Origin of the sequence: Phyllobacterium myrsinacearum (genome assembly GCF_014138285.1) — a bacterium.
GTDB classification, from domain to species: domain Bacteria; phylum Pseudomonadota; class Alphaproteobacteria; order Rhizobiales; family Rhizobiaceae; genus Phyllobacterium; species Phyllobacterium myrsinacearum_A.
Map to the genome: position 1 here is coordinate 931,342 of NZ_JACGXN010000001.1, position 23,520 is coordinate 954,861.

Here is a 23,520-nt window from a genome sequence, read left to right on the forward strand (position 1 = left end):
GGAAAAACTCCTTTTGGTCAATCGTCTTCTTCGACGGGGGCCAGCGTATCGTCGCCGGATCCAATACCGTCCATTGCATCCGGATCGTCATTTGCCTGCCCAGCGGGCGTTGCAATCCGTACATTGATAATTTTCGCACCGGGGAATCGCGATAAAATCGCCGCCACATCCGGATCAGCCCGCGCATCGCTGAGCATGGAATCTCGCCGGGCCGTTTCGGTTTCATTGATGGTCTGACCGCCCTGCTCCCGCGACAGAGATACCATCCAGCGCATACCGGTCCATTCGGAAAGTTTTTGCGACAGATCGGTCAAGAGGGTCTTTGGCGCGTCATCCGTAAGGTTGATCTCCAGCCGTCCCGGCTTGATGCTGACGAGCCTCACACAGTTCTTGACCAGTATCTTGAACTGCATATTGCGCTGCCTGTCGGCCAGCGCCACGATATCAGCGATACTGGTGACCGGGACGGACGGCGTCTGCTCCTCGACAACCGGCTGGACCGGCACTACGGGTGCGGGTTGCTCCGATTGCTCGACCAACCGCATAGTGGCGCCGCCGCCTGAAGTTACGGAACTGCGTGCAGGTGCAACCGCATCCGCCGGAGCCGCACGGCTCATAGCCTGCCCGCCACCGTTGCCGGGACGCGGGCCGTCGCTTCGCGGCGATTGTGCTGCTGAAGACGCACCATTTTCCAGCGATTTCAGGGCTTCATCCAGCGTCGGCAAATCAGCAGCATGCGCCAGCCGGATCAACAGCATTTCCGCGGCTTGTACCGGTCGGTTGGATACATCCACTTCGGCAATGCCTTTCAGCAGCATCTGCCATGTCCGGGAGAGCACCCGGATAGAAAGCTTTTCTGCATAATCCTTGCCCCGGATGCGCTCGTCCTCGGACAGGGAAATGTCGTCAGCCACATCGGGAGTGAAGCGAATGCGCGTCACCAGATGGTTGAAGTCGGCAAGATCAGAAAGAACCACACTGGGGTCCGCGCCGACATCATACTGGGCGCGAAACTCGCGCAGGGCGGAAGCCACATCACCGCGCATCAGCATCTCGAAAAGATCAATGATCCGGGCGCGATCCGCCAGCCCCAACATGGAACGTACTGTCTCGGCATCAACATTGCCGGCACCGTGGGCAATCGCTTGATCGAAGATCGACAGGGAATCGCGTGCTGAGCCTTCGCCAGCACGGGCAATCATCGCCAGGGATGCCGCATCAACCGTGATGCCCTCCTTATCTGCAATCTTCTTCAGCAATGCCGTCAGCATGTTCGCATCGATGCGGCGCAGGTCAAAACGCTGGCAACGCGAAAGAACCGTTATCGGAACTTTACGGATTTCCGTGGTGGCGAAGATGAACTTGACGTGGGGCGGCGGCTCTTCCAGCGTTTTCAACAGGCCGTTGAAGGCCTGATTGGACAGCATGTGCACTTCATCGATGATATAGACTTTATAACGGGCGGAAACCGGACGATAGCGAACCTGCTCGATGATTTCACGGATATCATCGATACCCGTATGCGAGGCAGCGTCCATCTCGATCACATCGACGTGGCGCCCCTCCATAATCGCCTGACAATGTTCACCCGGAACAGAGAGGTCGATTGTCGGCTTGTCGATTTCAGCTGTTTTATAATTGAGTGCGCGGGCCAGAATGCGGGCAGTGGTGGTCTTGCCGACGCCGCGCACACCGGTCAGCATCCATGCCTGTGCGATCCGGCCAGTCTCGAACGCATTGGTCAGCGTCCGAACCATCGGCTCCTGACCGATGAGATCATCGAAATTCTGCGGGCGATATTTGCGGGCGAGCACACGATAGGCGCTGTCTGCCGTTTTGGTGTCCATCCCGGTTGATTCCGCTCCTGCATTGCTCTTCATTGCACTGGACAAGTTTGTACCGCTGCACACCGCAGCGTCAATGCCGGATAACGGCTTTGAAGAGGATAAAGGTGGGAGGCTGGCACGGCGACCCGTGCCTGGCTCGTTGGGGCTGCTTCCTTCCGGACCTGACCCGGTTGGCGAGTGGCTCGTCCACCACCAACCTCCCGAGGCTCATATCGGCAATCTTTGCGCAAAAAGCAAGCGGGCCAAGAAAAAAACTGCTATTTGTTGCAAATCATGACGTTCATACTCGATAGCAAACTTGCAGCTGATACAATTCCCATTGCAAGGCTGGGCCTTTGCGATCTGCGCCTGATGAACGACCGGCGTTGGCCTTGGCTCATTCTGGTACCGCAACGGGCTGATGTCAGCGAGATTCACGACCTTACCCCCCTCGACCAGACAATGCTTGTCTTCGAGTCCGGCATTGCCGCACAGGCGCTCAAGGCTGTCGCCAATTGCGAAAAGATCAATACCGGTGCTCTGGGCAATATCGTCCGGCAGTTGCACCTGCATGTGATCGCCCGCAACACCGGTGACCCGGCTTGGCCCGGCCCGGTCTGGGGACATGGCATCCGCGAGCCCTATGGCGAAAAAGACGCAAGGGACTTTGCGAACGCCATTCTGAAGGCTATCTAATCCTCAACACCGTGTGAGTCCCTTTCCGGACCAGCCTTCTGGAGCTCCATCCATGTCATTTCGCCTTTATGATGTTCCGGAAGCGGAAGCGAGCCACTTCGTCGGCTTTGCCGGCAACAGAATCAACCGTCACGCAGAGAAGCGCAGCGATGATGTGGTGACCGTTGCACTTGCAGATGCAAACACCCGCATGCTGCTTATCACGCAGGGCCACGTGTTGGTGGCGCAAGGTGATGACATCGGTAATGCTCTTTTCAGCATTGAGGATGCCGCCGCTTTTTTACCGAATCCGAACAGGACGATTTATCTCGGCATGCAGGACGAGACACCCGTTCTGGCGACATTCAGCGATACCGATCTGGCAGCGCTTCCGGAAACAATCAAGGCCATAGAATATCGCCCGGTTTATACGCAGGGGCTGATCCCCGAAGATCAGCTGGGTGCCATGGCGCAAGCTGTTTCCCTGCTGACGTGGCATGAAAACCACCGTTTTTGCGGGCGCTGCGGCACCGAAACTGTCATGCGCGATGGGGGATACCGGCGCACGTGCCCGAATTGTGACGCCCAGCATTTCCCGCGCACAGATCCTGTCGCCATCATGATGGTGGTGCGCGGCGACAAGTGCCTGTTGGCACGGGGCGCCCATTTCGGCCCGGGCATGTATTCCTGCCTCGCCGGCTTTATTGAACCGGGAGAAACAATCGAGAATGCCGTGCGGCGCGAGACGCTGGAAGAAACCAACCTGCCCATCGGCCGGGTCGTCTATCACGCATCGCAACCCTGGCCTTTTCCCTATTCACTGATGATCGGCTGTCATGCGGAAGCATTGTGCGACGATTACACGCTTGATGAGGCGGAACTGGAAGCCGGCCGCTGGTTCACGCGTGATGAAGTCGCCTTGATGCTCGACCGCACCCATCCGGAGGGGTTGATGACCCCGCCGCCGGGAGCCATCGCCGCTCACCTGATTCGCAGTTGGGTTGAGAGCGGGGCTTAGGCCTACTCTTCCTCGCCCTGGCTACTTCGGAACGTGGTATCCGCCGGATAAACACCGAGAATTCGCACTTCCTTGGAGAAGAATTCCAGTTCCTCGAGTGCATGCGCCACGTTCTTGTCGTCCGGGTGACCTTCAATGTCCGCATAGAACTGCGTCGCGGTGAACTTGCCGTCGATCTGATAACTTTCCAGCTTGGTCATGTTGACGCTATTGGTGGCAAAGCCACCCATCGCCTTATAAAGCGCAGCCGGAACGTTGCGCACCCGAAAGACAAACGTCGTCATCATGAGTTCGTCGGATTTGCGCGGTGCCCATTTTTTCGTCTTTGTCAGGACGACGAAGCGTGTGACATTGTTCTCCGTGTCCTCAACATCCTCTTCCAGAATATCAAGTCCATAGAGACTGGAGGCCAGACGCGGCGAAAGCGCCGCCATCGTCTTGTCCTTCACTTCAGACACAAGGCGTGCTGCGCCAGCGGTATCCCCGGCAATAACAGGCTTCCAGCCGTTCTTTCGGATATATTTACGGCATTGCCCCAGCGCATGAATATGGCTGTGAACCGTAGTGATCTCACTGCGCTTGGTGCCTGGCAGGACCATCAGTTGGAAATGGATCGGCAGAAAGTATTCACCGACAATATGCAGTCGCGATTCCGGCAGCAGATGGTGGATGTCAGCCACACGTCCGGCAATCGTGTTCTCGATGGGGATCATGGCAAGATCGGCAGCACCGCTTTCGACCGCATTGAACGCATCTTCAAAGGTCGGGCAAGGCAGCGGCTCCATGTGCGGAAACATGTTCCGGCATGCCGTGTCGGAATTGGCGCCAGGTTCTCCCTGAAAGGAGATGCGGTTGGTCTTGGCCATAATCAATTGCCCTTCATAGCAGTAAGAATGTCACGTGCCCGTTCGAGATCTTCCGGGGTGTCCACACCGAGAGGCACCGAATCCACAATCTCAACATCGATACGCATGCCGGCCTCCAGCGCGCGCAACTGTTCCAGTTTTTCGCGCTGTTCCAGCGGCGACGGCCCCAAGCCGACGAATCGCTCCAGTGCAGCACGGCGATAGGCATAAAGACCAATGTGATGATAGAGCGGGCCATTACCGTAGGGAGCGGTCGCACGCGTAAAATAGAGTGCACGCATTTTCCCGGCACCAATGGTCGACCCAATGATCTTCACCACATTGGGGTTGGTCTTTTCGTCTTCTCGGGTGATCTCGACACACAGCGTGGCGATATCGGCAGGACCCTGCTGCAGCGGCAGAAGCGCGCGCCTCACCAATTCCGGGTCAATGGTCGGCAAGTCCCCCTGGACATTGACGATCGCATCGATCGTGCCTTTCGGGTCCAGCGCCAGCAAAGCTTCGTAAATACGGTCAGAACCTGATTCATGGTCGCTGCGCGTCATCACAGCTTCAAGTCCATGCGCTTCCACGGCGGCCTTTACCTCAGCACTATCAGTGGCAACCACCGCGCGGCCAAGCCCTGCGGCCAGTGCCCGTTCGGCGACATGAACAATCATCGGCTTGCCAGCAATATCCGCAAGCGGCTTCCCGGGAAGGCGCGTGGAGGCCATACGGGCAGGAATCAAGGTCAGTGTTTTCATCGTCACAAACAGCCTACGGTGTCAAAAAGTCTCAGGCAGAACAGCCCTTATATGTGTTGCAAGTCTTGAGCAAAAGACCTAGTTTCCGCGCGATCACGAGGGGACTCTCGTCAAGTAATGCAGCGGTCTGCATTGACCAGATAATGAGAACCTCCGCAAGAGGAGCAATGATCGACAATGGATTCGAGCGCATTCAACAAATATGCCATGGCGTTCCTGGCAACAGTTTTCGTTGTCATGACAGCGGGCATCCTTTCGGACTTCGTATTTGACTCACATGCGCCCGAGAAACCCGGTTTTATCATCCAGGCTGCTGAAGCCGGCGGTGAAGGTGAAGCCGGCGCGCCTGCAGCGGCGGCTGCGGTACCGATCGCAACACTGCTTGCATCTGCCGATGCAACCCGCGGCGAAGCCGTTTTCAAGCGCTGCCAGGCTTGCCATACCGGTGAGAAGGGTGGAGCGAACAAGGTCGGCCCGAACCTCTGGGACATCGTTGATCGCCCAATGGCGACGCATGAGGGCTTCAGCTACTCAGGCGCCATCAAGGATTTCTCCAAAGGCGGCAAGGAGCTCTGGACATTTGACCATCTCAATCACTTCCTGACCTCGCCAAAGGCCTACATCAAGGGCACGGCCATGGGCTTTGCCGGTGACAAGAAGGACAATGAGCGCGCTGACCTGATCGCTTACCTGCGCACGCTTTCTGACAGTCCAAAGCCGCTTCCAGCTGCCGATGCAGCGCCGGCGGGTGGCGACAAACCAGCTGACCCGGCCAAACCGGCTGATGCCAAGCCTGCCGAAGGTGCCGCGCCTGCACCGGCGAAGTAAATCGCACATTAGTTTCAGGAAAAAGCCGGGCTCAATGCCCGGCTTTTTTATATCTGCATCAAGACTGCGTGTTTTTTTGCCGAAGGCCTGTTCTCTGCCGCATTTTCTCTTAGACTGACCCAAAAGAGAAATTGTGGAGATCTGATTTGCACTTCCGTCCGCTCGTCGCCAGCCTCGCCCTTCTCGCCAGTCTGGCAGGAGCTTTCCCTCCCTTGAATGCGAAGGCAGCGGAGCCCGAATGGCGCCACGCAGTCAGCGCTCTGGGCACACCGAAATACGAGCCGGACTTCAAACATTTTGATTTTGTGAACCCCGATGCACCCAAGGGTGGAACTCTGAATCAAATTGCCCAGGGTTCATTTGACAGCCTTAATCCGTTTGTTGTTCAGGGAACATCCGCCGCAGGACTACCCGGCGGCACAATCTTGGGTGGGTACCTCTACGATACGCTTCTGAGCCGTGCAATTGATGAGCCTGCAACCAATTACGGCCTTCTCGCCGAAGCTATTGCTTACCCCGATGATTTTTCCTGGGTAAAGTTTCGTCTCAATCCAGCTGCAAAATGGCATGATGGACAACCGATTACGGTCGACGACGTCATCTGGTCGTTCGACATCCTGAAAGCGCAAAGCCCGATTTACAACAAATACTATCATGATGTGACAAAGGCTGAGAAAACCGGGGACCGCGAGGTTACTTTCACGTTTGCGAGTGGCGGGAATCGCGAACTGCCAGGTATTGTCGGTGAATTTCCCATACTGCCAAAACACTGGTGGGAGGGCACTGATCAATCTGGCAAGAAACGCGATATCACAAAACCCTCGACAGAAATCCCTCTGGGATCCGCTGCCTACAAGATCGAGAGCGTTGATTTCGGCAAGACCATAGTGTGGAGCCGGGTCTCCGATTATTGGGGTAAAGATCTCCCCTCCAACGTTGGTCGCAACAATTTTGGGAGTATCCGTTACGAATATTTCCGGGATGCAAACGCCATATGGGAAGCTTTCAAGAAGGGCGGTTTCCAAGATTACCGCGGGGAGCCCAGTATTGGCCGCTGGATGCGCAACTACGACTTCCCGGCCTTCACCAGAGGCGATGTTATCAAGGCAGTCTATCCACAGCGGTCATCCGGCCGTATGCAAGGATTTCTTCTGAACACGCGGCGCGACAAGTTTAAGGATATCAAGGTGCGAGAGGCGTTGAATTTGGCCTTCGACTTTGAGTCCATGAGCAAGAATGTATTTTTCGGTCAATACAAGCGAATAGACAGCTACTTTTCGGGCACGGAACTCGCGTCAAGTGGCCTTCCAACAGGTAAAGAGCTCGAGATTCTTCAAGCGGTTAAAGGTGAAGTACCGGAAGGTGTTTTCAATCAGGAATTCAAAAACCCGGTTTCTGATACGCCGCAGGCACAACGGGATAATTTGCGCAAGGCCGTCTCGCTTTTACGAGACGCGGGTTATGATCAAAAAAATGGCAAGCTCGTCAATACAACGACTGGCCAACCTTTGACTATTGAATTTCTGGCAGACGATCCAGGCGATGAACGCACGATCGGCCCCTTCATGACAAATCTTCGCAAACTTGGCATAGATGCGCAAATACGTGCCGTCGATGCTGCCCAATATGCGGCCAGGGTCAACGATTATGATTATGATGTGATGGCGATTGCCGGGATCGGGCAAACGTTGTCACCAGGCAACGAGCAACGCGATTTCTGGGGGTCCAGCACCGCTGATACGCCTGGCGGACGCAACTATATGGGCATCAAAAATCCGGCCATCGACAAGCTGATCGATAGGGTGATCTTTGCTAGGGATCGCGACGAACTTGTGGCGGCAACCCATGCGCTCGACAGGGTCCTCCTGTGGAATTACTACGTTGTTCCACAATGGTATGATGACAGGATTAAGATTGCTTACTGGAATAAGTTCGGCATGCCTGACAAGCAACCGGATTATGCTGGTGTCGACCCACTTTCATGGTGGATAGACACCGCCAAAGAGCAAGCTTTGAAAGCTCGGGCCCAATGATGGGGGGGAGTCTCAGTCGCCGCGATCTGCTGAAATATTCAGGCGGGGCGGCACTTGCAGCCTTAGCGCCGCGTCTGGCACTGGCGGATGTGAAAACGGGTGCGCCGCTGCATGGCCTTTCCGCTTTCGGAGAGCTCAAATACGCCGAAGACTTTACACATTTCGAATACGCAAACCCTGATGCGCCGAAGGGTGGCACATTCTGCTTTTCGCCGCCCACATGGTATTTCAACCAGTCAACCCAAACCTTCAACACATTGAACGGTTTCAGTTCGCGCGGTGATGCACCGCCGCGTATGGAACTGTGTTTTGATTCATTGATGACATCGGCGCTGGACGAGCCCGACTCGATCTATGGTCTTGTCGCTGAAAGCGTTACCGTATCTGAAGACAAACGCTCCTTCACTTTCAGGCTCCGGCCGGAAGCGCGTTTCCACGATGGTTCACCGTTAACAGCCCATGATGCTGTTTTCAGCTACCAAACACTAAAGGCCAAGGGACATCCCGATCTGTCGTTGATCCTAACGGAATTGCAGGAGATTGTTGCTGAAGACGATCACACACTGCGTCTCACTTTTTCCGGCAAGCACTCGGACCGGGCCATTCTCGACATCACACCGGCGATTCCGATCCTTTCAAAGTCCTGGTATGCCACCCGAGACTTTGATGCATCGACATTGGAAGCTCCTCTTGGATCAGGCGCCTACCGTGTTGGTATCGTTCGTGTGGGACAGACCATTGAGTTTGAACGCGTTGCTGACTACTGGGCAAAGGATCTGCCTGTACAGCGCGGCTCCAACCATTTTGACCGCATCCGCATCGAATTCTTTCGCGACCGGCAACCGGATTTTGAAGCCTTCAAGAAAGGCGATATTTACTGGCGCTCCGAGTCGACGGCCAAGACATGGGCGACGGAGTACAATTTTCCTGCCATTCAACAGAAACGCGTCATGAAACGCGAGTTTCCCAGCGAAAAGCGCCCCACAATGCAAGGCTGGGCATTGAACCAACGCCGAAACCAATTTCGTGATCCGCGTGTTCGGGAAGCCATTGCTTTATGCTTCGACTTTGAATGGACGAAGAAAAACCTCTTCTATGATGTCTATGAACGCTCGCAATCCCTGTTTGAGAAGTCGGATTTTCGTGCCGAAGGCAAACCCTCAGCAGAAGAACTCGCCATCATGGAGCCGCTCCGCGAAAAGCTGCCGCCGGAGATTTTCGGTGATGCGGTCATGCAGCCCGTATCGGACGGGTCCGGGCGTGACAGGAACAATCTGCGCCGCGCCATCGAACTTATTACTGCCGCCGGGTATACGCGGACGAACGGCAAGTTCACTGATACCAGTGGCCAGACATTCAATCTTGAGCTGTTGATACAAGCGGAAGTCTTCACACGCTCCTCGACGCCTTTCATCAACAATCTCAATGCCATCGGCATCAACGCAACGCTACGGCTGGTCGATCCGGCGCAATATCAGATCCGTCTGCAGGACTTTGATTTCGACATGACGGGGTTCGCCCTCTCACTTAGCCCGACATCAACGCAAGAGGGTTTGGAAACACTGTTCGGCTCCAAGTCAGCCAATGTACCCGGTTCTCGCAACTTCGCCGGTATAGCCGATACTACCGTGGATGCGTTGATTCAGAAGGTCAGTGAAGCCACAACGCGCGCAGAACTGGTCACGATTATGCGTGTTCTGGATCGGCTCTTGCGTATAAGGCGTGACTGGATTCCAAATTGGTACAGTGCGAATCACCTGATCGCCTATTGGGATATGTTCGGTTTCAAGGAACCGAAGCCCGATTATGGCTTTCCGGTTGAAACGCTGTGGTGGCTTGACGAAGCAAAGGCAAAGGCAATTGGCAAGATTTAAAATAATATCCCCCGGAGCACCGTCTTAATGGGAGCCTATATTCTACGGCGTTTGCTCCTGATGATACCGACCCTGTTCGGGGTGCTGCTTGTCTGCTTCGTGATTGTACAGTTCGTCCCCGGTGGCCCCGTCCAGCGTATTATCGGCCAACTCACCGGACAGGGCGGAAACGCGCTCGACCGAATCGGTGGCGGTGGCGCTGATTTCGGACAAAGCAACGAATCCCTTGGTACCGGCACTGCCAATTCGAAATACCGTGGCGCTCAAGGATTGGATCCAGCCTTTATTGCCAGCCTCGAAAAGCAGTTTGGGCTCGATAAACCGCCGCTGGAACGTTTCCGTATTCTGGTATGGAATTATCTGCGCTTCGATTTCGGCAACAGCTATTTCCGCGATATCAGCGTCGTGCAGCTCATCAAGGAAAAACTGCCTGTCTCCATATCGCTGGGGCTTTGGATGACATTGATATCCTATGCGATTTCCATACCGCTCGGCATTCGAAAAGCTATCAAGGATGGTTCCGCCTTCGACGTCTGGACCAGTGCCGTCGTGGTTGTCGGCTATGCGATACCGGGTTTTCTCTTCGGTATCATGCTGATTGTGTTTTTTGCCGGCGGTTCGTTTTTTGACTGGTTCCCGCTGCGCGGTTTGACTTCAAACAATTTCGCCGACCTCTCCTTCTTCGGCAAGATTGTCGACTATGCCTGGCATATTGCCCTGCCATTGACCGCCATGCTGCTGTCTGCCTTCGCCACGACGACACTCCTGACCAAGAATTCGTTCCTAGACGAAATCCGCAAGCAGTATGTCACCACGGCGCGAGCCAAAGGATTGACCGAACGCAAGATTCTCTATGGACACGTGTTCCGCAACGCAATGCTGATCGTCATTGCTGGATTTCCTAGCGCCTTTATCTCCATCTTCTTCACGGGGCAGTTGCTGATCGAGGCTATTTTCTCACTCGATGGGCTCGGATTGCTCGGCTATGAATCAATCATCAACCGCGACTACCCGGTGGTGATTGCCACAGTTTATATTTTCGCCCTCGTCGGTGTGGTGATCAGTCTCCTCTCCGATCTGCTCTACACATGGATTGATCCGCGTATCGACTTCGAGCGGAGGGACGTCTGATGAGTGATTCAAGCATCGGCACCCAAGCCGCACCTGCTGCCGTTCGCCGCCCTCGCCTCTCGCCGCTCAATGCCCGGCGTTGGCAGAACTTCAAGGCCAACCGCCGCGGCTGGTGGGCCTTGTGGATTTTCCTGTTCCTGTTCATTGCTTCGCTGTTCGGCGAATTCATTGCCAATGACAAGCCGATCCTTGTTTCATACAAAGGTGAAATCCTCTTTCCGGTGCTTGTCGATTATCCCGAAGAGAAGTTCAACGGCTTCTATGCGGTGACGGATTATCGCGATCCGGTCATTCAGGATGAGATCAATGCCAACGGCTGGGCGATCTGGCCGCCGATCCGCTATTCCTACCGCACTGTCAACAATGAACTGCCTGATACGGCTCCATCCAAACCCTTCTGGCTCTATACGCCGGAGGAGCGCTGCGCCCGTTATCCGCAGGGCGTGAATGATGGCAATTGCACATTCGGCAATATGAATATTCTGGGCACCGACGATCAGGCACGCGATGTGTTTGCCCGCGCGCTCTATGGTTTCCGCATTTCCGTGCTGTTCGGGCTGATCCTGACGGCTGCATCCGCTGTCATCGGCGTAACGGCTGGCGCCTTGCAGGGCTACTTCGGCGGCTGGCTCGACCTGCTGGCCCAGCGCTTCATCGAAATCTGGTCCTCGGTACCAACCCTGTATCTCCTGCTGATCATGGCATCGATCCTGCCGCCGGGCTTCTGGATTCTGCTTGGTATCATGCTGCTGTTCTCGTGGGTGCATTTTGTCGGCATTGTCCGTGCTGAGTTTCTGCGCGCCCGCAATTTCGAATATGTGAATGCCGCGCGGGCGCTTGGCGTACGTGACCGCACCATCATGTTCCGGCACCTCCTGCCCAACGCCATGGTGACGACACTGACTTTCCTGCCCTTCATTCTCAACGGATCGATCACGACCCTCACATCACTCGACTTCCTCGGCTTCGGCCTGCCTCCGGGCTCGGCATCGCTTGGCGAACTTCTGGCACAGGGCAAGAACAACCTGCAGGCACCATGGCTGGGCCTGACCGGGTTCGTCGTCATCTCCCTGATGCTGTCACTGCTGATCTTTGTCGGCGAAGCGACCCGTGATGCATTCGATCCGCGCAAGGCTTTTAAATGAGTGCGTCCCCTCTTCTTTCCGTTCGCGACCTTTCGGTTGCCTTCACCCAGAACGGCCGCCAGTCGCTTGCTGTCGATCATATTTCGTTCGATATTGCTCAGGGTGAGACTGTTGCGCTTGTTGGCGAATCCGGCTCCGGCAAATCAGTCTCGGCTCTATCGATCCTGAAACTTCTGCCCTATCCGCCGGCGTCGCATCCCTCGGGGCAGATCCTGTTTAACGGGCAAGACCTTCTGGACAGTGATGAGAATGATCTGCGCCGTGTCCGCGGCAACGACATCACCATGATCTTCCAGGAGCCGATGACCTCGCTTAATCCACTTCATACGATCGAAAAGCAGATTGTCGAAGTGTTGAAGCTGCACCAGGGCATGGCCGACAAAGCCGCAAAGCAAAGGACGCTCGCGCTTCTGCACGAGGTAGGTATCCGCGAACCGGAAAAACGGCTCGACGCCTATCCTCACCAGCTTTCTGGCGGCCAGCGTCAGCGTGTGATGATTGCCATGGCGCTTGCCAACAAGCCCAAGCTGTTGATAGCCGATGAGCCCACCACCGCACTTGATGTAACCGTGCAGGCACAGATCCTGCAATTGCTTGCCGATCTCAAGAAGGCACAGGGCATGTCCATGCTGTTCATCACGCATGACCTCGGCATTGTCCGCAAGATAGCCGATCGCGTCTGCGTCATGACAAAGGGAAAAATTGTCGAGACCGGCCCCACCAGGGAAATTTTCGACAATCCGCAGCACGAATACACGCGTCATCTGCTTGCCGCCGAACCAAAGGGCAATCCGCCCTCTGCCGACCTTTCCGCCGCGCCCGTTATGCGGGGTGAACAGGTCAAGGTCTGGTTCCCGATCAAACAGGGTTTCCTGCGGCGGACCGTCGATCATGTGAAGGCCGTTGATGGTATCGATGTTACCATTCGTGCCGGACAGACACTCGGTGTCGTTGGCGAGTCCGGTTCGGGCAAGACCACGCTGGGGCTAGCGCTCTCGCGCATGATTTCTTCACAAGGTGTCATCCGCTTTGGCGAAAAGGACATCAACCAGTTTTCCTTCAAGCAGATGCGCCCCTTGCGGCGTGAATTGCAGATTGTGTTTCAGGACCCGTTCGGCTCGCTGTCGCCCCGGATGTCAATTGCCGACATCGTGGCTGAAGGGCTTGCCGTGCACGAACCGAAACTGTCGGCAGATGAGCGGGACGCACGTGTTGTTGCGGCTCTGAAAGAGGTCAATCTCGATCCGGAGAATCGCTTCCGCTATCCGCACGAGTTTTCCGGCGGCCAGCGCCAGCGCATTGCCATTGCCCGCGCCATGGTGCTCAATCCGCGCTTCGTCATGCTCGACGAGCCGACCTCGGCCCTCGATATGAGCGTACAGGCACAGGTGGTCGACCTCTTGCGCGGATTGCAGCAAAAGCACAATCTGGCCTATCTTTTCATTAGTCACGATCTCAAAGTGGTTAAAGCGCTGGCCAATGACGTGCTTGTCATGCGCAATGGCAAAGCGGTTGAATACGGTCCGTCGGAGGAAATCTTCGCCAATCCGAAGAGCGACTATACAAAAGCACTGATGGCGGCAGCCTTCAGGATAGAAACGGCCGAACAGGGAGCAGTAAGCGAATGACCGGGACAAGCGACACGATTTTTCTGGCTGTAACCGGGTGGGACCCCGAGGTCTGGTTGTCGGAGTTTGCCAAGAACGCCCCTCAGCGCAAACTTGTCCTGAATACAGATACGGACAAGGAAAAGGTTCGCTATGCACTGGTGTGGAAACAGCGCCCCGGATCACTCGCCGACCTGCCCAACCTGAAAGTCATTTTCTCACTGGGCGCAGGTGTGGATCACGTGTTCCATGACGACAAGATTCCAGACGTGCCCATCGTTCGTATTGTATCGCCTGACCTGACCATGCGCATGACCGAATATGTTGTCTGGCAGGTGCTGGATCACCATCGCCTCGGACTGCGTTACCGGCAGCAGCAGGCCGGTAAGGTCTGGCATGAGGACCGGCGTCAACCGGCAGCCCATGAAGTCAATGTCGGCATTCTCGGCATGGGCGTGCTTGGCCGCGATGCCGCCCTGAAACTGCGCAACCTGGGTTTCAAGGTCAGCGGCTGGAGCCGCCGCCCCCAGACAGTCGAAGGCGTGATCAGTCATTCTGGTAACGATGGTCTGAGAGACTTTCTGAAAGATGCGGATATTGTCGTTTCACTGTTGCCCCTGACACCCGACACCAGGGGCATCCTGTCGATGAATCTTTTTGCACAGATGAAAACCGATGGTCCCCTGGGCGCCCCCGTACTGATCAATGCCGGACGGGGTGGTCTCCAGAACGAAGCTGACATTCTGGCCGCACTGGAGCGCGGCATGCTGTCGGCTGTCACCCTTGACGTATTCAACAAGGAACCTTTGCCGAAGGACAGCGCCCTCTGGACACACCCACAGGTGATTATAACCCCGCATGCGGCGGCAAGCTCCAGCCCTTCGGCACTCGTTCCTGAGATCATCGCCCAGATCGAATCCTATGAACGCGGCGAGCCGTTGAAAAATATTGTCGACAGGGAAGCCCAGTATTAGAAAAATTTGGCTTTGACGTCCGGCAGCCTTCGGATAGGTTGCTCCTTGCAAGTGTTCTCAGGGCGGGGCGCAATTCCCCACCGGCGGTAATCACTGGGTGTCGAAAGATGTCAGGTGCGAGCCCGCGAGCGCTTTCCGGTTTCCGGAAAGGTCAGCAGATTTCGGTGCAATTCCGAAGCCGACGGTATAGTCCGGATGAAAGAGAACAACTGAAAGCAAGGGTTGCCTTCCCGGCAATCCCAGACCGTTTTTGGTTGTGCCCTGATTCACGTCAACTCTTGAGGAGACCGACATGGATCAGTTCCAGAATAACAATACCCCGCATTTCGCGCCACGCATCGCCTACATTCAGGCGCGATGGCATTCTGAAATCGTCGATCAAGCCCGTATTGGCTTTGAAGCCGAACTGAAAAGTCAGGGTGTCACCGCCGGACGGTTTGACGTCTATGATGTACCGGGATCATTCGACATCCCTCTGCTTGCCAAGAAGCTTGCCGAAACCGGGTATTACGATGCCATTGTCGCAACGGGTCTCGTCGTTGATGGGGGGATTTACCGGCATGATTTCGTCGCCGGAACGGTGGTGAATGCGCTTTTAACCGCGCAGATGGAGACGGGTATTCCCATGTTGTCGGTTGTGCTGACGCCGCACCATTTCCAGGAAACCGCCCAGCACATCGACTTCTTTACCAGGCACTTCCTGATCAAGGGGCAGGAGGCTGCCCGCGCCTGTCTGCAGATCATCCGTACATTCCAGCACGTGTCCGAACTGTCGGCGGCTTGAGGTTAGATAAGCAGACAAAATGACAGCCCCTCTGCCCATCGAACAGAGGGGCTGTTTGACTAAAGTCGCCGTATTACCGTCGGTTTGCCATAGAGATAGGCAATGCGCTCGATGGCATCGTGCAGGGGCTCAAGCGTCACGCTCATCGTGTGTCCGCTTGCATGAAGCAGCATGGAGTGGCTGGCCATCATTGCGGCATGCCCCTTCCAGAAAACAAAATCGCCGCGCTTCAGGTTCTTGTAGTGTTCATCCGGCTCGACAACATCGCCGATTGAGTCTGCCTGCATGTCGGAGTCGCGCAGCACGGACTGCCCGGTCATCAGCAGCGACAACTGTACGAGCCCGGAACAGTCTATTCCGAATCCGGAAACGCCGCCCCAGAGATAAGGGGTATGCATCATGGTCTCGGCAACAGCAACATGATCATCAGTGACTTCGTCGATGGGGACGAGGTGCTTGGCAACGATCGCTTCCCCGCTCGGAAGAATACCGTAGAGCGTACCACGACGCTCCTCTCCACCTTTAATCGTGACGAGAGATCCCATGGACAATGCATTCGTCGGCGGGAACTTCAGATCAGAACCCGGATAGACAAACGTGCGCGGCGCGATGACAATATGGGTCGGGTCGTCGTAACGCTTGTCCAGTGCGGTATCGACGACATAGCCAACGTAGCCATCCCGTTCATTCTGGACCCAGCACCAGCCATTGCTGTCCTCGAACACCAGGACATCATCGCCAAACAGAAATTGCGTGGTCACGCCGGCATCGCCGCGTGCTGTACCGCGCACGTCGACCACCGGGTCGGAAATACGCATAGGCTTGCCTTCGACAAAGCGATCCGCTTCCACCTGTCCGCGCAGGCTTTCATCCGCCAGATCGGGACGAAACGCATTCAACCGTTTATCCAATGTCACAGGGGTAATCCTCTTGCCTTGGCGATAACAAGATCGCCGAGCTTTTCAACATAAAGCGCACCTTTTACCGTTCTCTTGACAAGAACATTGCGCTTGTCTTTTTCGTCGCGGTGCCGGTCCACCAATCCATAGCCGCCCATTGTGTCAAGCGCACGGGTGATCGCAGGTTTGGTGACCTTGAGCTTTGCAGCCATACCACGGATCGTATGCGGCGGCGGTTCCAGATAAACCGTCAGCAGCACCGCCAATTGCCGCATGGTCAGGTCATGCGCATCATCCCGCACTTCGGAGATGGCAATTTCCTTCCACAAGGTCAGCGCCTGAAACGGCTTGAGTTCAATCTGCATAGGCGGCTTCCGAGATCATTTCGGTTCCGTATCATTTTATTCCTCGCCAGGGGAAGCGCAAGCTATTCATTTTGTTCGGCATCTGAGGTTAAAAGGGTTGCGGTACAATGTGAGGCCTTCGATGAAACACGGACAGATTATCATTCTGAACGGTGCGCCCCGCTCAGGAAAATCCAGCATCGCGCAGGTCATTCAGGAAACTTTTGAAGGGCCCTGGATAAATTTGGGCGTCGATGCCTATGTCCGCCACATTACGCCGCCGCGTTATCAACCGGGTATCGGTCTGCGGCCAGGCGGAGAAAGGCCGGATCTCGAGCCGCTCATTCCCCTGTTCTATGCGGCGCTCTACGAGTCCATAGCCGCGCACAGCCGCCTCGGACTGAGTGTCGTCACCGATATTGGCCACCACGACAGTTACACAAAACCGCTTGATATCCTGACCGATTGCGCCCGGCGCCTCAACGGCCTGCCGGTACTGTTTGTCGGTGTCCGCTGTTCCATCAAGGTAATCATGCAACGGCGCAACGCGGGGCAGTCAGGCCGGGAAGGCCATTATGAGACAGCAACGGCCAGCGCTCCGATCCCGCCGGCCGTACTCCGATGGCAAGAGGCCGTTCATCATCCCGGTCTGTATGATCTGGAAGTCGACACATCGGACAAAAGCACTGAGGACTGCGTGACCGCAATCGCTCTACGGCTTCAACAAGCACCGGTACATCCGACAGCCTTCGAAGAACTGGCTGCCGGACACTGACTATGCAACCGTCTGCTATTTCACAGCCGGGAAACGGCCCCTCAACAGATGGTAGAGCGCCCTTATCGCCTGCGCTTCGCCACCAACAGGAGAATGCGGTTTCTCCACCGGATTCCAGCCGTAAATGTCAAAATGGCCCCAGATTTTGGTTTTCTCGACAAAGCGTTTCAGAAACAGTGCTGCTGTCACGGAACCGGCGAAGCCATCTGTTGTCACATTGTTGATGTCTGCGACACGGGACGAAAGTTTCGCCTCGTAGGGTTGCCACAAAGGCATGCGCCAGACCGGATCAGCCACTGCCTCCGATGCCTTGGCAACATCCGATGCGAAGGTCTCATCCGTCGTATAGAAGGGCGGCACATCCGGACCGAGAGCAACACGCGCTGCGCCCGTCAGCGTCGCCATATCTATCAGGATTTCAGGCTCTTCCTCGTCAGCCAGTGCGAGCGCATCGGCGAGGACAAGACGGCCCTCCGCATCGGTATTGCCAATTTCTACGGTGATCCCCTTGCGGCTTGTCAAAATATCGCTCGGACGGAATGCGTTGGCAGAGATGGAGTTCTCCACCGCCGGAATGAGAACACGCAGACGGACAGGTAGTTTTGCATCCATGATAATACTGGCAAGCGCCAGTACGTTTGCTGCGCCGCCCATATCCTTCTTCATCAGAAGCATGCTGCTCGCGGGCTTGATATCGAGACCACCGGTGTCAAAGCACACACCCTTGCCGACCAATGTTACCTTGGGCGCATCCTTCTTCCCCCATACCAGATCGATCAGCCTCGGCTCCTCGCTTCCGGCACGGCCAACCGCGTGGATCATCGGAAAGTTCTTTTTGAGCAGGGCATCACCCTTGATTACATCGACGGATGCCTTGTGTTCTTCGCCCAGCTTGCGCACGGCCGCTTCCAATGCCTCGGGACCCATATCATTGGTGGGAGTATTGATGAGGTCACGCGCCAGCGTGACCGCCCTTGTCTGCCGTTTGACGTCGGCCTTGTCCGCACCTTCCGGCAGCGCCAACGAGATTTCCATGTCATCCTTCTTCACATAGCGGGTAAACCTGTAACCACCGAGCAGGAAGCTCAGGGCCGTCAGATCAGGTTCCGCGACAGGGCCTGCCAGATGCCATGCCCCTTTCGGCAGGGATTGCGCCAGCTTGCCTGCAATCAAGCGGTTGTCATCCTTGCCGATACCAAACAATGCTCCGGCGATTTCGCCCTTTTCACCGGGGACAACCAGCAGCCGGCCAGCCTGACCTTCAAAGCCGTTCGCATGCGCCCAAGCCAGCGTCGCCGCATCGAGCCCGAGGCTTTCCAACCCGCCCTTGCGGACAAACCAGACCGGCCTGCTGGCCGATGATTTCTGTTTGGTGATTTCGGCAGACATTATTGTTTACTCCTGGGATCAATTTTCTGCGTTTACGCCCGCAAACATGGCGCTATTAACGGTCCGTTAGGGTTAACAGAATATTTCTTTCACATGGGATTGGTTAACGCACCAATGAACGTGCGGTGGGATCTGACGGGGCAAATTATGACAAGCGCAGGCATTATTCAACGCAATCGCCAGCTGATTTTTTCCGCCGCCATTGTCGCCTTTGCCCTCGGCATTTCCGGATGCGCCACAACTGACAAAACAACCACCGGGTCGATTTCTCCCGTTTCGGCTGCTGCGGCGCCAACGGGTAATTTCGATCAGATGAATGCGCAACAGCTTGCGCAGGCATCGACCAGCCTGGGCGCACGGTATCAGAACAATCCAAAAGACAGGACTACGGCAATGAACTTTGCTGCGGTCTTGCGCATGACGGGCCGAAACGATCAGGCGCTTGCTGTCATGCGCAGTCTTGCCATCGCCTATCCGAAAGACCGGGATGTTCTGGCTGCATATGGCAAGGCATTGGCGAGCAGCGGCGAATTTGAGGCCGCACTCGATGCGATCCGCAGGGCCCAGACACCGGAATACCCAGACTGGAAACTCCTTTCCGCCGAGGGCGCTATCCTTGATCAGTTGGGCAAAACCGGCGAAGCCCGCGATATCTACAAACAGGCGATGGATCTCCACCCGAACGAGGCTTCGCTTCTCTCCAATCTCGGCATGTCCTATGTGCTCTCGGGCGAGTTGAACACAGCAGAAACATATATGCGCAAAGCAGTTAGCGCTCAGGGTGCCGATAGCCGCGTCCGGCAGAATCTGGCCCTTGTTGTCGGGCTGCAGGGACGGTTTGCCGAAGCTGAATCCATCGCCAAACAGGAACTCTCCCCACAACAGGCAGAAACAAACGTCAAATATCTGCGCTCGATGCTCGCCCAGCAGAACTCCTGGAATATGCTGAAGGACAAGAAGAAGCCCAACAGCTGAGCATCCAAAGGCCCGAAAGCCACCCTATCCGATGCCGCTTACCGGACTGCTTTGCATTTTGCTTATTTTATGGCCCCGAACACGCCACCTTGCGCCGAAACCTGAATAACAGCCGGCCCGAGGATAACCGCGAACAGCACGGGCAGGAGAAAGAGAATCATCGGCACAGTCAGTTTGGGCGGCAGTGCTGCGGCTTTCTTCTCGGCAGCGTTCATGCGGGCTTCACGGCTCTCGTCGGACAAAGTTCGGAGCGCACCACCAATAGACGTCCCGTAGCGTTCAGACTGGGTCAAAGCCTGTACGACTGCCTTGACTGACTCCAGCCCCGTGCGCGTGGCAAGATTCTCATAGGCCTGACGGCGCTCCGGCAGGAAAGAGAGTTCTGCATTCGTCAGGACAAACTCTTCGGCCAGCGCCGTTGACTGGACGCCGATCTCCTCGGAAACCTTCTTGAAGGCAGCTTCGATCGACATGCCTGATTCGACGCAGATCAGCATGAGATCAAGTGAATCCGGCCACGCCATCTGGATGGAATGCTTGCGCTTGCTGCCTGCATTGCTGACGTAAAGATTAGGCGCATAAAAACCGACATAGCCCCCGATGAGACAGACAAGTACCCGTATCATTGTCGATTGCTGCGAGAGTCCATCCAAGCCGAATATCCAGAAAGCGGTCAAAATCAGCGTCAGGAATGGCAGACCAAAACGGGCCGCCAGGAACAAATTCAGTGCGTTCTGCCCGCGAAATCCCGCAGTGCGCAGCGAAGCCAACGTCTTTTCATCGGCAAGTGCCCGTTGCAGGTCCAACTTCTCGACGAATTGCCGGACGCCCTGTCTTTGTGTCATGCGCAGACTACCCTGCGCGGCAGCCTTGTGACGACTGATGCTTTCAGCCGCAAGACGCGTACGATCCTTTGCGCGGAGCTGGTCACGCTCCAGAGCCACCGATTTCATCCGCGTTTTTAGCACCGAGGTGCGAAGCTTTGGCAAGAAAATCGTCACGACGGTTGCAAATGCCGAAATCGCAACGAGGACAGCGCGGACGGTGTCCGGATCGTCGTGCACGGCTTTGAGAAGAGAAGAAAACACCGCGCGCTCCGTCTAAAACTTGAAGTTGATCATTTTGCGCATCACAAGAATGCCGATAGACATCCAGACCGCCGCGCACATCATGATAAGTTTGCCCGTCTCGGTTGTGAACAAAACCATGATGTAATTCGGACTTGTCAGGTAAACGAGCGTTGCGACGACAAACGGCAAGGCTCCAAGAATATAGGCAGAAGCCTTGGCTTCCATCGAGAGAGCCTGCACCTTTGCCTTCATCTTTTTCCGGTCGCGCAGCACTCTTGACAAATTGCCGAGCGCTTCGGACAGATTTCCGCCCGCCTGGGATTGAATCTGGATGACGATGCCAAAGAAACTGGCCTCCGGACAGGGCATGAATTCCGACATGCGCATTGCGGCATCCGGAATACTCACGCCAACCTGTTGCATATCGACAATCCTGCGAAATTCCGTGCGGACCGGCTCGCGCGCTTCCTGCGCGATCAGTCGAATTCCATCATTGAGCGGCAAGCCGGATCGTATAGCGCGCACGATGACATCAATGGAATTTGGAAATTCATGCAAGAACGCCGCAACGCGGCGGCGACGCCTGAAATAGACAAATGCCCTTGGCAAACCCAAGGCACCAATCAGGAAGAAACCAGGTGCAAGATAAAGAGGTGCACCGAAAAACACCCGAAGAAGCACCAGAATAAGACCTGCAATGCCGGAATAGATATAGAAGCGCCGGACCGTGACCTTCATGCCCGCCTGCTGCAGCAACATCTTCAGTGGCGGAGATTTGATATTCTTGTCGCGCAGCTTTTGCCGCTGATCGATATCGTTCAACGTGTCCTGCACGGATTTTCGGCGCTTCACGGCCTCGGCCTGCTTGTCCCGCGCTGTGGATTTACTTAAACCATCAGTTGCCGCCATCTTGACTGAGTTCAACCGGTCATCAGTCTTTTTCTGCAGTTCGATATGGTCGAATACAAAGAAGTAGACAAGAGCTGTTACCGCCACTGTTGCCAGCACCACAAAAACCAGTTGATCGAGATCAAGCCCGAACATTGACGTACTCCAGTCGGGCTAACCCTCTCATGACTGTATTTCCATCGCATCGATGGCTTGGGCCAGCCGCTGCTCCTCATTGTAGTAACGGGCGCGATCCCAGAATTTCGGGCGGCTCAGACCAGTGGAGACATGCTTCCCGATGAGGCGTCCGTTGGCGTCTTCACCGTCGATATCGTAGAGCATGATATCCTGGGTGATGATCACATCGCCTTCCATGCCAACGACCTCAGTTATATGCGTGATCCGGCGCGAGCCGTCGCGCAGACGGGCTGCCTGGATGATGATATCGACAGAGCCGACAATAATCTCGCGTACGGCCCTCTGCGGCAGTGTAAAACCACCCATGGCAATCATCGACTCCATGCGATTGAGGCATTCGCGCGGACTGTTGGCGTGGATGGTGCCCATGGACCCGTCATGGCCGGTATTCATGGCCGACAGGAGATCGAAAACTTCCGGTCCGCGTACTTCGCCAACAATAATGCGTTCGGGGCGCATACGCAGGCAGTTCTTGACTAGATCACGCATGGTAATCTCGCCCTCGCCTTCCAGATTCGCCGGGCGGGTCTCAAGGCGCACGACGTGCGGCTGCTGCAATTGAAGTTCGGCGGAATCCTCGCAGGTAATAATGCGTTCATCCCTGTCGATATAGTTCGTCAGGCAGTTCAGAAGCGTCGTCTTCCCTGAACCCGTGCCGCCGGAAATGACGATATTGCAACGAACACGCCCGATGATCTGCAATAATTCGGCACCGGCAGGGGAAATGGCGCCAAGCCGGACAAGTTGATCAAGCGTCAGTTTATCTTTTTTGAATTTCCGGATGGTGAGAACAGGTCCATCGAGCGCAAGCGGCGGGGCAATGACATTGACGCGCGAGCCATCGGGAAGTCGGGCATCACATATGGGGCTGGATTCATCAACACGGCGACCGACCTGGCTGACAATACGCTGGCAGATGTTCAAGAGTTGCTGATTGTCGCGGAACCGTACCCCTGATTCCTGAACCTTGCCCAAGACTTCGATGTAGGTCTTGCGTGCACCATTGACCATGATATCGGCGATGTCGTCGCGCGCCAGCAAAGGTTCCAGCGGACCGTAGCCGAGAACGTCGTTGCAAATATCATCAAGCAGCTCTTCCTGCTCGGCAATCGACATGGCAAAATTCTTGATCGCGATGATGTCGTTGACGATATCGCGGATTTCCTCACGCGCAACGTCCGGATCAAGTCTTGAAAGTTGGGAAAGGTCGATTGTATCGATCAGTGCCGTAAAGACCTGGGATTTGGTGTCGTAATAACTTTCGGTCTTTTCGCGCGGCGGCGCGACCGGTTTAGGCGGCTGCTCAACAACTGCCGAACGCTTCACTTCAGCGACGTCGCGCGGGAATCGCATAGGTTCAGCGCCAAGTGCTGTGTGCATTGGCAACGCTGTCTCAAGCGCAATCGCCCGAAACTCCTGAACCGGGCGGGTTTCTCCCGTATTTCCGCGTTTGCCGAACATAGACTTTATTCCTTCAA

21 protein-coding genes, 1 other RNA gene and 1 riboswitch are annotated in these 23,520 nt (G+C 55.7%); of the genes, 12 read left to right on the forward strand and 10 right to left on the reverse strand.

The genetic code is table 11. The features are described 5' to 3' along the window. Positions 1-17 precede the first annotated feature (17 nt). Positions 18-1,880, reverse strand: a complete 1,863-nt coding sequence (locus tag FHW16_RS04655; RefSeq protein WP_182548922.1) for a DNA polymerase III subunit gamma/tau — start codon at positions 1,878-1,880, stop codon at positions 18-20. 71 nt (positions 1,881-1,951) lie between these two features. Continuing rightward, an RNA gene (gene ffs / locus FHW16_RS04660) (signal recognition particle sRNA small type) lies at positions 1,952-2,048 on the reverse strand. Between the two features lie 69 nt (positions 2,049-2,117). Between ffs and FHW16_RS04665 the strand changes: the two genes are divergently transcribed. Further along, on the forward strand, positions 2,118-2,522 hold the full coding sequence (locus tag FHW16_RS04665; RefSeq protein WP_182548923.1) for an HIT domain-containing protein: 405 nt from the start codon (positions 2,118-2,120) through the stop codon (positions 2,520-2,522). 52 nt (positions 2,523-2,574) lie between these two features. Continuing rightward, positions 2,575-3,519 carry an NAD(+) diphosphatase gene (gene nudC, locus FHW16_RS04670; protein WP_182547959.1) on the forward strand — a complete coding sequence of 315 codons (945 nt, stop codon included), beginning with the start codon at positions 2,575-2,577 and terminating at the stop codon, positions 3,517-3,519. A 2-nt stretch (positions 3,520-3,521) separates the two neighbouring features. Here nudC and FHW16_RS04675 read toward each other — a convergent pair whose 3' ends face one another. Together FHW16_RS04675 and FHW16_RS04680 are read right to left on the reverse strand one after the other, a co-directional pair. Beyond that, positions 3,522-4,385, reverse strand: a complete 864-nt coding sequence (locus FHW16_RS04675; protein ID WP_432651989.1) for a prephenate dehydratase — start codon at positions 4,383-4,385, stop codon at positions 3,522-3,524. A 2-nt stretch (positions 4,386-4,387) separates the two neighbouring features. Then, complete coding sequence (locus tag FHW16_RS04680; protein WP_182548924.1) at positions 4,388-5,140, reverse strand: 3-deoxy-manno-octulosonate cytidylyltransferase; 753 nt, start codon at positions 5,138-5,140, stop codon at positions 4,388-4,390. A gap of 165 nt (positions 5,141-5,305) precedes the next feature. On the opposite strand from FHW16_RS04680, the gene FHW16_RS04685 reads away from it, so the two are divergent. The 8 genes from FHW16_RS04685 to FHW16_RS04720 all read left to right on the forward strand — a co-directional run bounded on the left by FHW16_RS04685 (position 5,306) and on the right by FHW16_RS04720 (position 15,504). Next, positions 5,306-5,956, forward strand: a complete 651-nt coding sequence (locus FHW16_RS04685) for a c-type cytochrome (protein ID WP_182547961.1) — start codon at positions 5,306-5,308, stop codon at positions 5,954-5,956. 146 nt (positions 5,957-6,102) lie between these two features. After that, a complete protein-coding gene (locus FHW16_RS04690) occupies positions 6,103-7,989 on the forward strand; it encodes an extracellular solute-binding protein (protein WP_182547962.1) in 1,887 nt (628 codons plus the stop codon). After that, positions 7,986-9,863, forward strand: coding sequence for an extracellular solute-binding protein (locus FHW16_RS04695; protein ID WP_432651990.1), 1,878 nt, complete (start codon positions 7,986-7,988; stop codon positions 9,861-9,863). Before FHW16_RS04690 ends, FHW16_RS04695 begins: the two co-directional genes overlap by 4 nt. A 27-nt stretch (positions 9,864-9,890) precedes the next feature. After that, the gene (locus tag FHW16_RS04700) at positions 9,891-10,994 is read left to right on the forward strand and encodes a microcin C ABC transporter permease YejB (protein ID WP_182547963.1); all 1,104 of its coding nucleotides are present in this window, start codon (positions 9,891-9,893) and stop codon (positions 10,992-10,994) included. Beyond that, a complete protein-coding gene (locus FHW16_RS04705; RefSeq protein WP_182547964.1) occupies positions 10,994-12,139 on the forward strand; it encodes an ABC transporter permease in 1,146 nt (381 codons plus the stop codon). Before FHW16_RS04700 ends, FHW16_RS04705 begins: the two co-directional genes overlap by 1 nt. Next, complete coding sequence (locus tag FHW16_RS04710; RefSeq protein WP_182547965.1) at positions 12,136-13,767, forward strand: ABC transporter ATP-binding protein; 1,632 nt, start codon at positions 12,136-12,138, stop codon at positions 13,765-13,767. Before FHW16_RS04705 ends, FHW16_RS04710 begins: the two co-directional genes overlap by 4 nt. Beyond that, positions 13,764-14,720 (forward strand): 2-hydroxyacid dehydrogenase, encoded by a 957-nt coding sequence (locus tag FHW16_RS04715; protein ID WP_182547966.1) that lies wholly within the window; start codon positions 13,764-13,766, stop codon positions 14,718-14,720. The genes FHW16_RS04710 and FHW16_RS04715 overlap by 4 nt, the downstream gene beginning before the upstream one ends. Before the next feature lie 49 nt (positions 14,721-14,769). Further along, a riboswitch (FMN riboswitch) is annotated at positions 14,770-14,931 on the forward strand. Positions 14,932-15,012: 81 nt separating this feature from the next. Then, positions 15,013-15,504, forward strand: a complete 492-nt coding sequence (locus FHW16_RS04720; RefSeq protein WP_182547967.1) for a 6,7-dimethyl-8-ribityllumazine synthase — start codon at positions 15,013-15,015, stop codon at positions 15,502-15,504. Between the two features lie 59 nt (positions 15,505-15,563). Here the strand turns inward: FHW16_RS04720 and FHW16_RS04725 are convergent, their stop codons facing one another. After that, on the reverse strand, positions 15,564-16,430 hold the full coding sequence (locus FHW16_RS04725; protein ID WP_182548926.1) for an NlpC/P60 family protein: 867 nt from the start codon (positions 16,428-16,430) through the stop codon (positions 15,564-15,566). Beyond that, positions 16,418-16,768, reverse strand: coding sequence for a MarR family transcriptional regulator (locus FHW16_RS04730; RefSeq protein ID WP_182547968.1), 351 nt, complete (start codon positions 16,766-16,768; stop codon positions 16,418-16,420). Before FHW16_RS04730 ends, FHW16_RS04725 begins: the two co-directional genes overlap by 13 nt. A 109-nt stretch (positions 16,769-16,877) precedes the next feature. Between FHW16_RS04730 and FHW16_RS04735 the strand changes: the two genes are divergently transcribed. Beyond that, on the forward strand, positions 16,878-17,522 hold the full coding sequence (locus FHW16_RS04735) for a chloramphenicol phosphotransferase CPT family protein (protein WP_432652008.1): 645 nt from the start codon (positions 16,878-16,880) through the stop codon (positions 17,520-17,522). A 15-nt stretch (positions 17,523-17,537) separates the two neighbouring features. On the opposite strand, the gene FHW16_RS04740 is transcribed toward FHW16_RS04735, so the two are convergent. Continuing rightward, positions 17,538-18,911, reverse strand: coding sequence for a leucyl aminopeptidase family protein (locus tag FHW16_RS04740; protein ID WP_182547970.1), 1,374 nt, complete (start codon positions 18,909-18,911; stop codon positions 17,538-17,540). A gap of 147 nt (positions 18,912-19,058) precedes the next feature. Here FHW16_RS04740 and FHW16_RS04745 point away from each other — a divergent pair, with 147 nt between their 5' ends. Continuing rightward, positions 19,059-19,886 (forward strand): tetratricopeptide repeat protein, encoded by an 828-nt coding sequence (locus tag FHW16_RS04745; RefSeq protein ID WP_182547971.1) that lies wholly within the window; start codon positions 19,059-19,061, stop codon positions 19,884-19,886. 62 nt (positions 19,887-19,948) lie between these two features. On the opposite strand, the gene FHW16_RS04750 is transcribed toward FHW16_RS04745, so the two are convergent. Genes FHW16_RS04750 through FHW16_RS04760 form a run of 3 tightly spaced genes read right to left on the reverse strand, consistent with a single transcriptional unit; the run spans position 19,949 to position 23,503 of the window. Further along, the gene (locus FHW16_RS04750) at positions 19,949-20,974 is read right to left on the reverse strand and encodes a type II secretion system F family protein (RefSeq protein ID WP_182547972.1); all 1,026 of its coding nucleotides are present in this window, start codon (positions 20,972-20,974) and stop codon (positions 19,949-19,951) included. 12 nt (positions 20,975-20,986) lie between these two features. Beyond that, positions 20,987-22,000, reverse strand: coding sequence for a type II secretion system F family protein (locus tag FHW16_RS04755; protein ID WP_182547973.1), 1,014 nt, complete (start codon positions 21,998-22,000; stop codon positions 20,987-20,989). A gap of 27 nt (positions 22,001-22,027) precedes the next feature. Then, the gene (locus FHW16_RS04760) at positions 22,028-23,503 is read right to left on the reverse strand and encodes a CpaF family protein (protein WP_182547974.1); all 1,476 of its coding nucleotides are present in this window, start codon (positions 23,501-23,503) and stop codon (positions 22,028-22,030) included. Positions 23,504-23,520 lie beyond the last annotated feature (17 nt).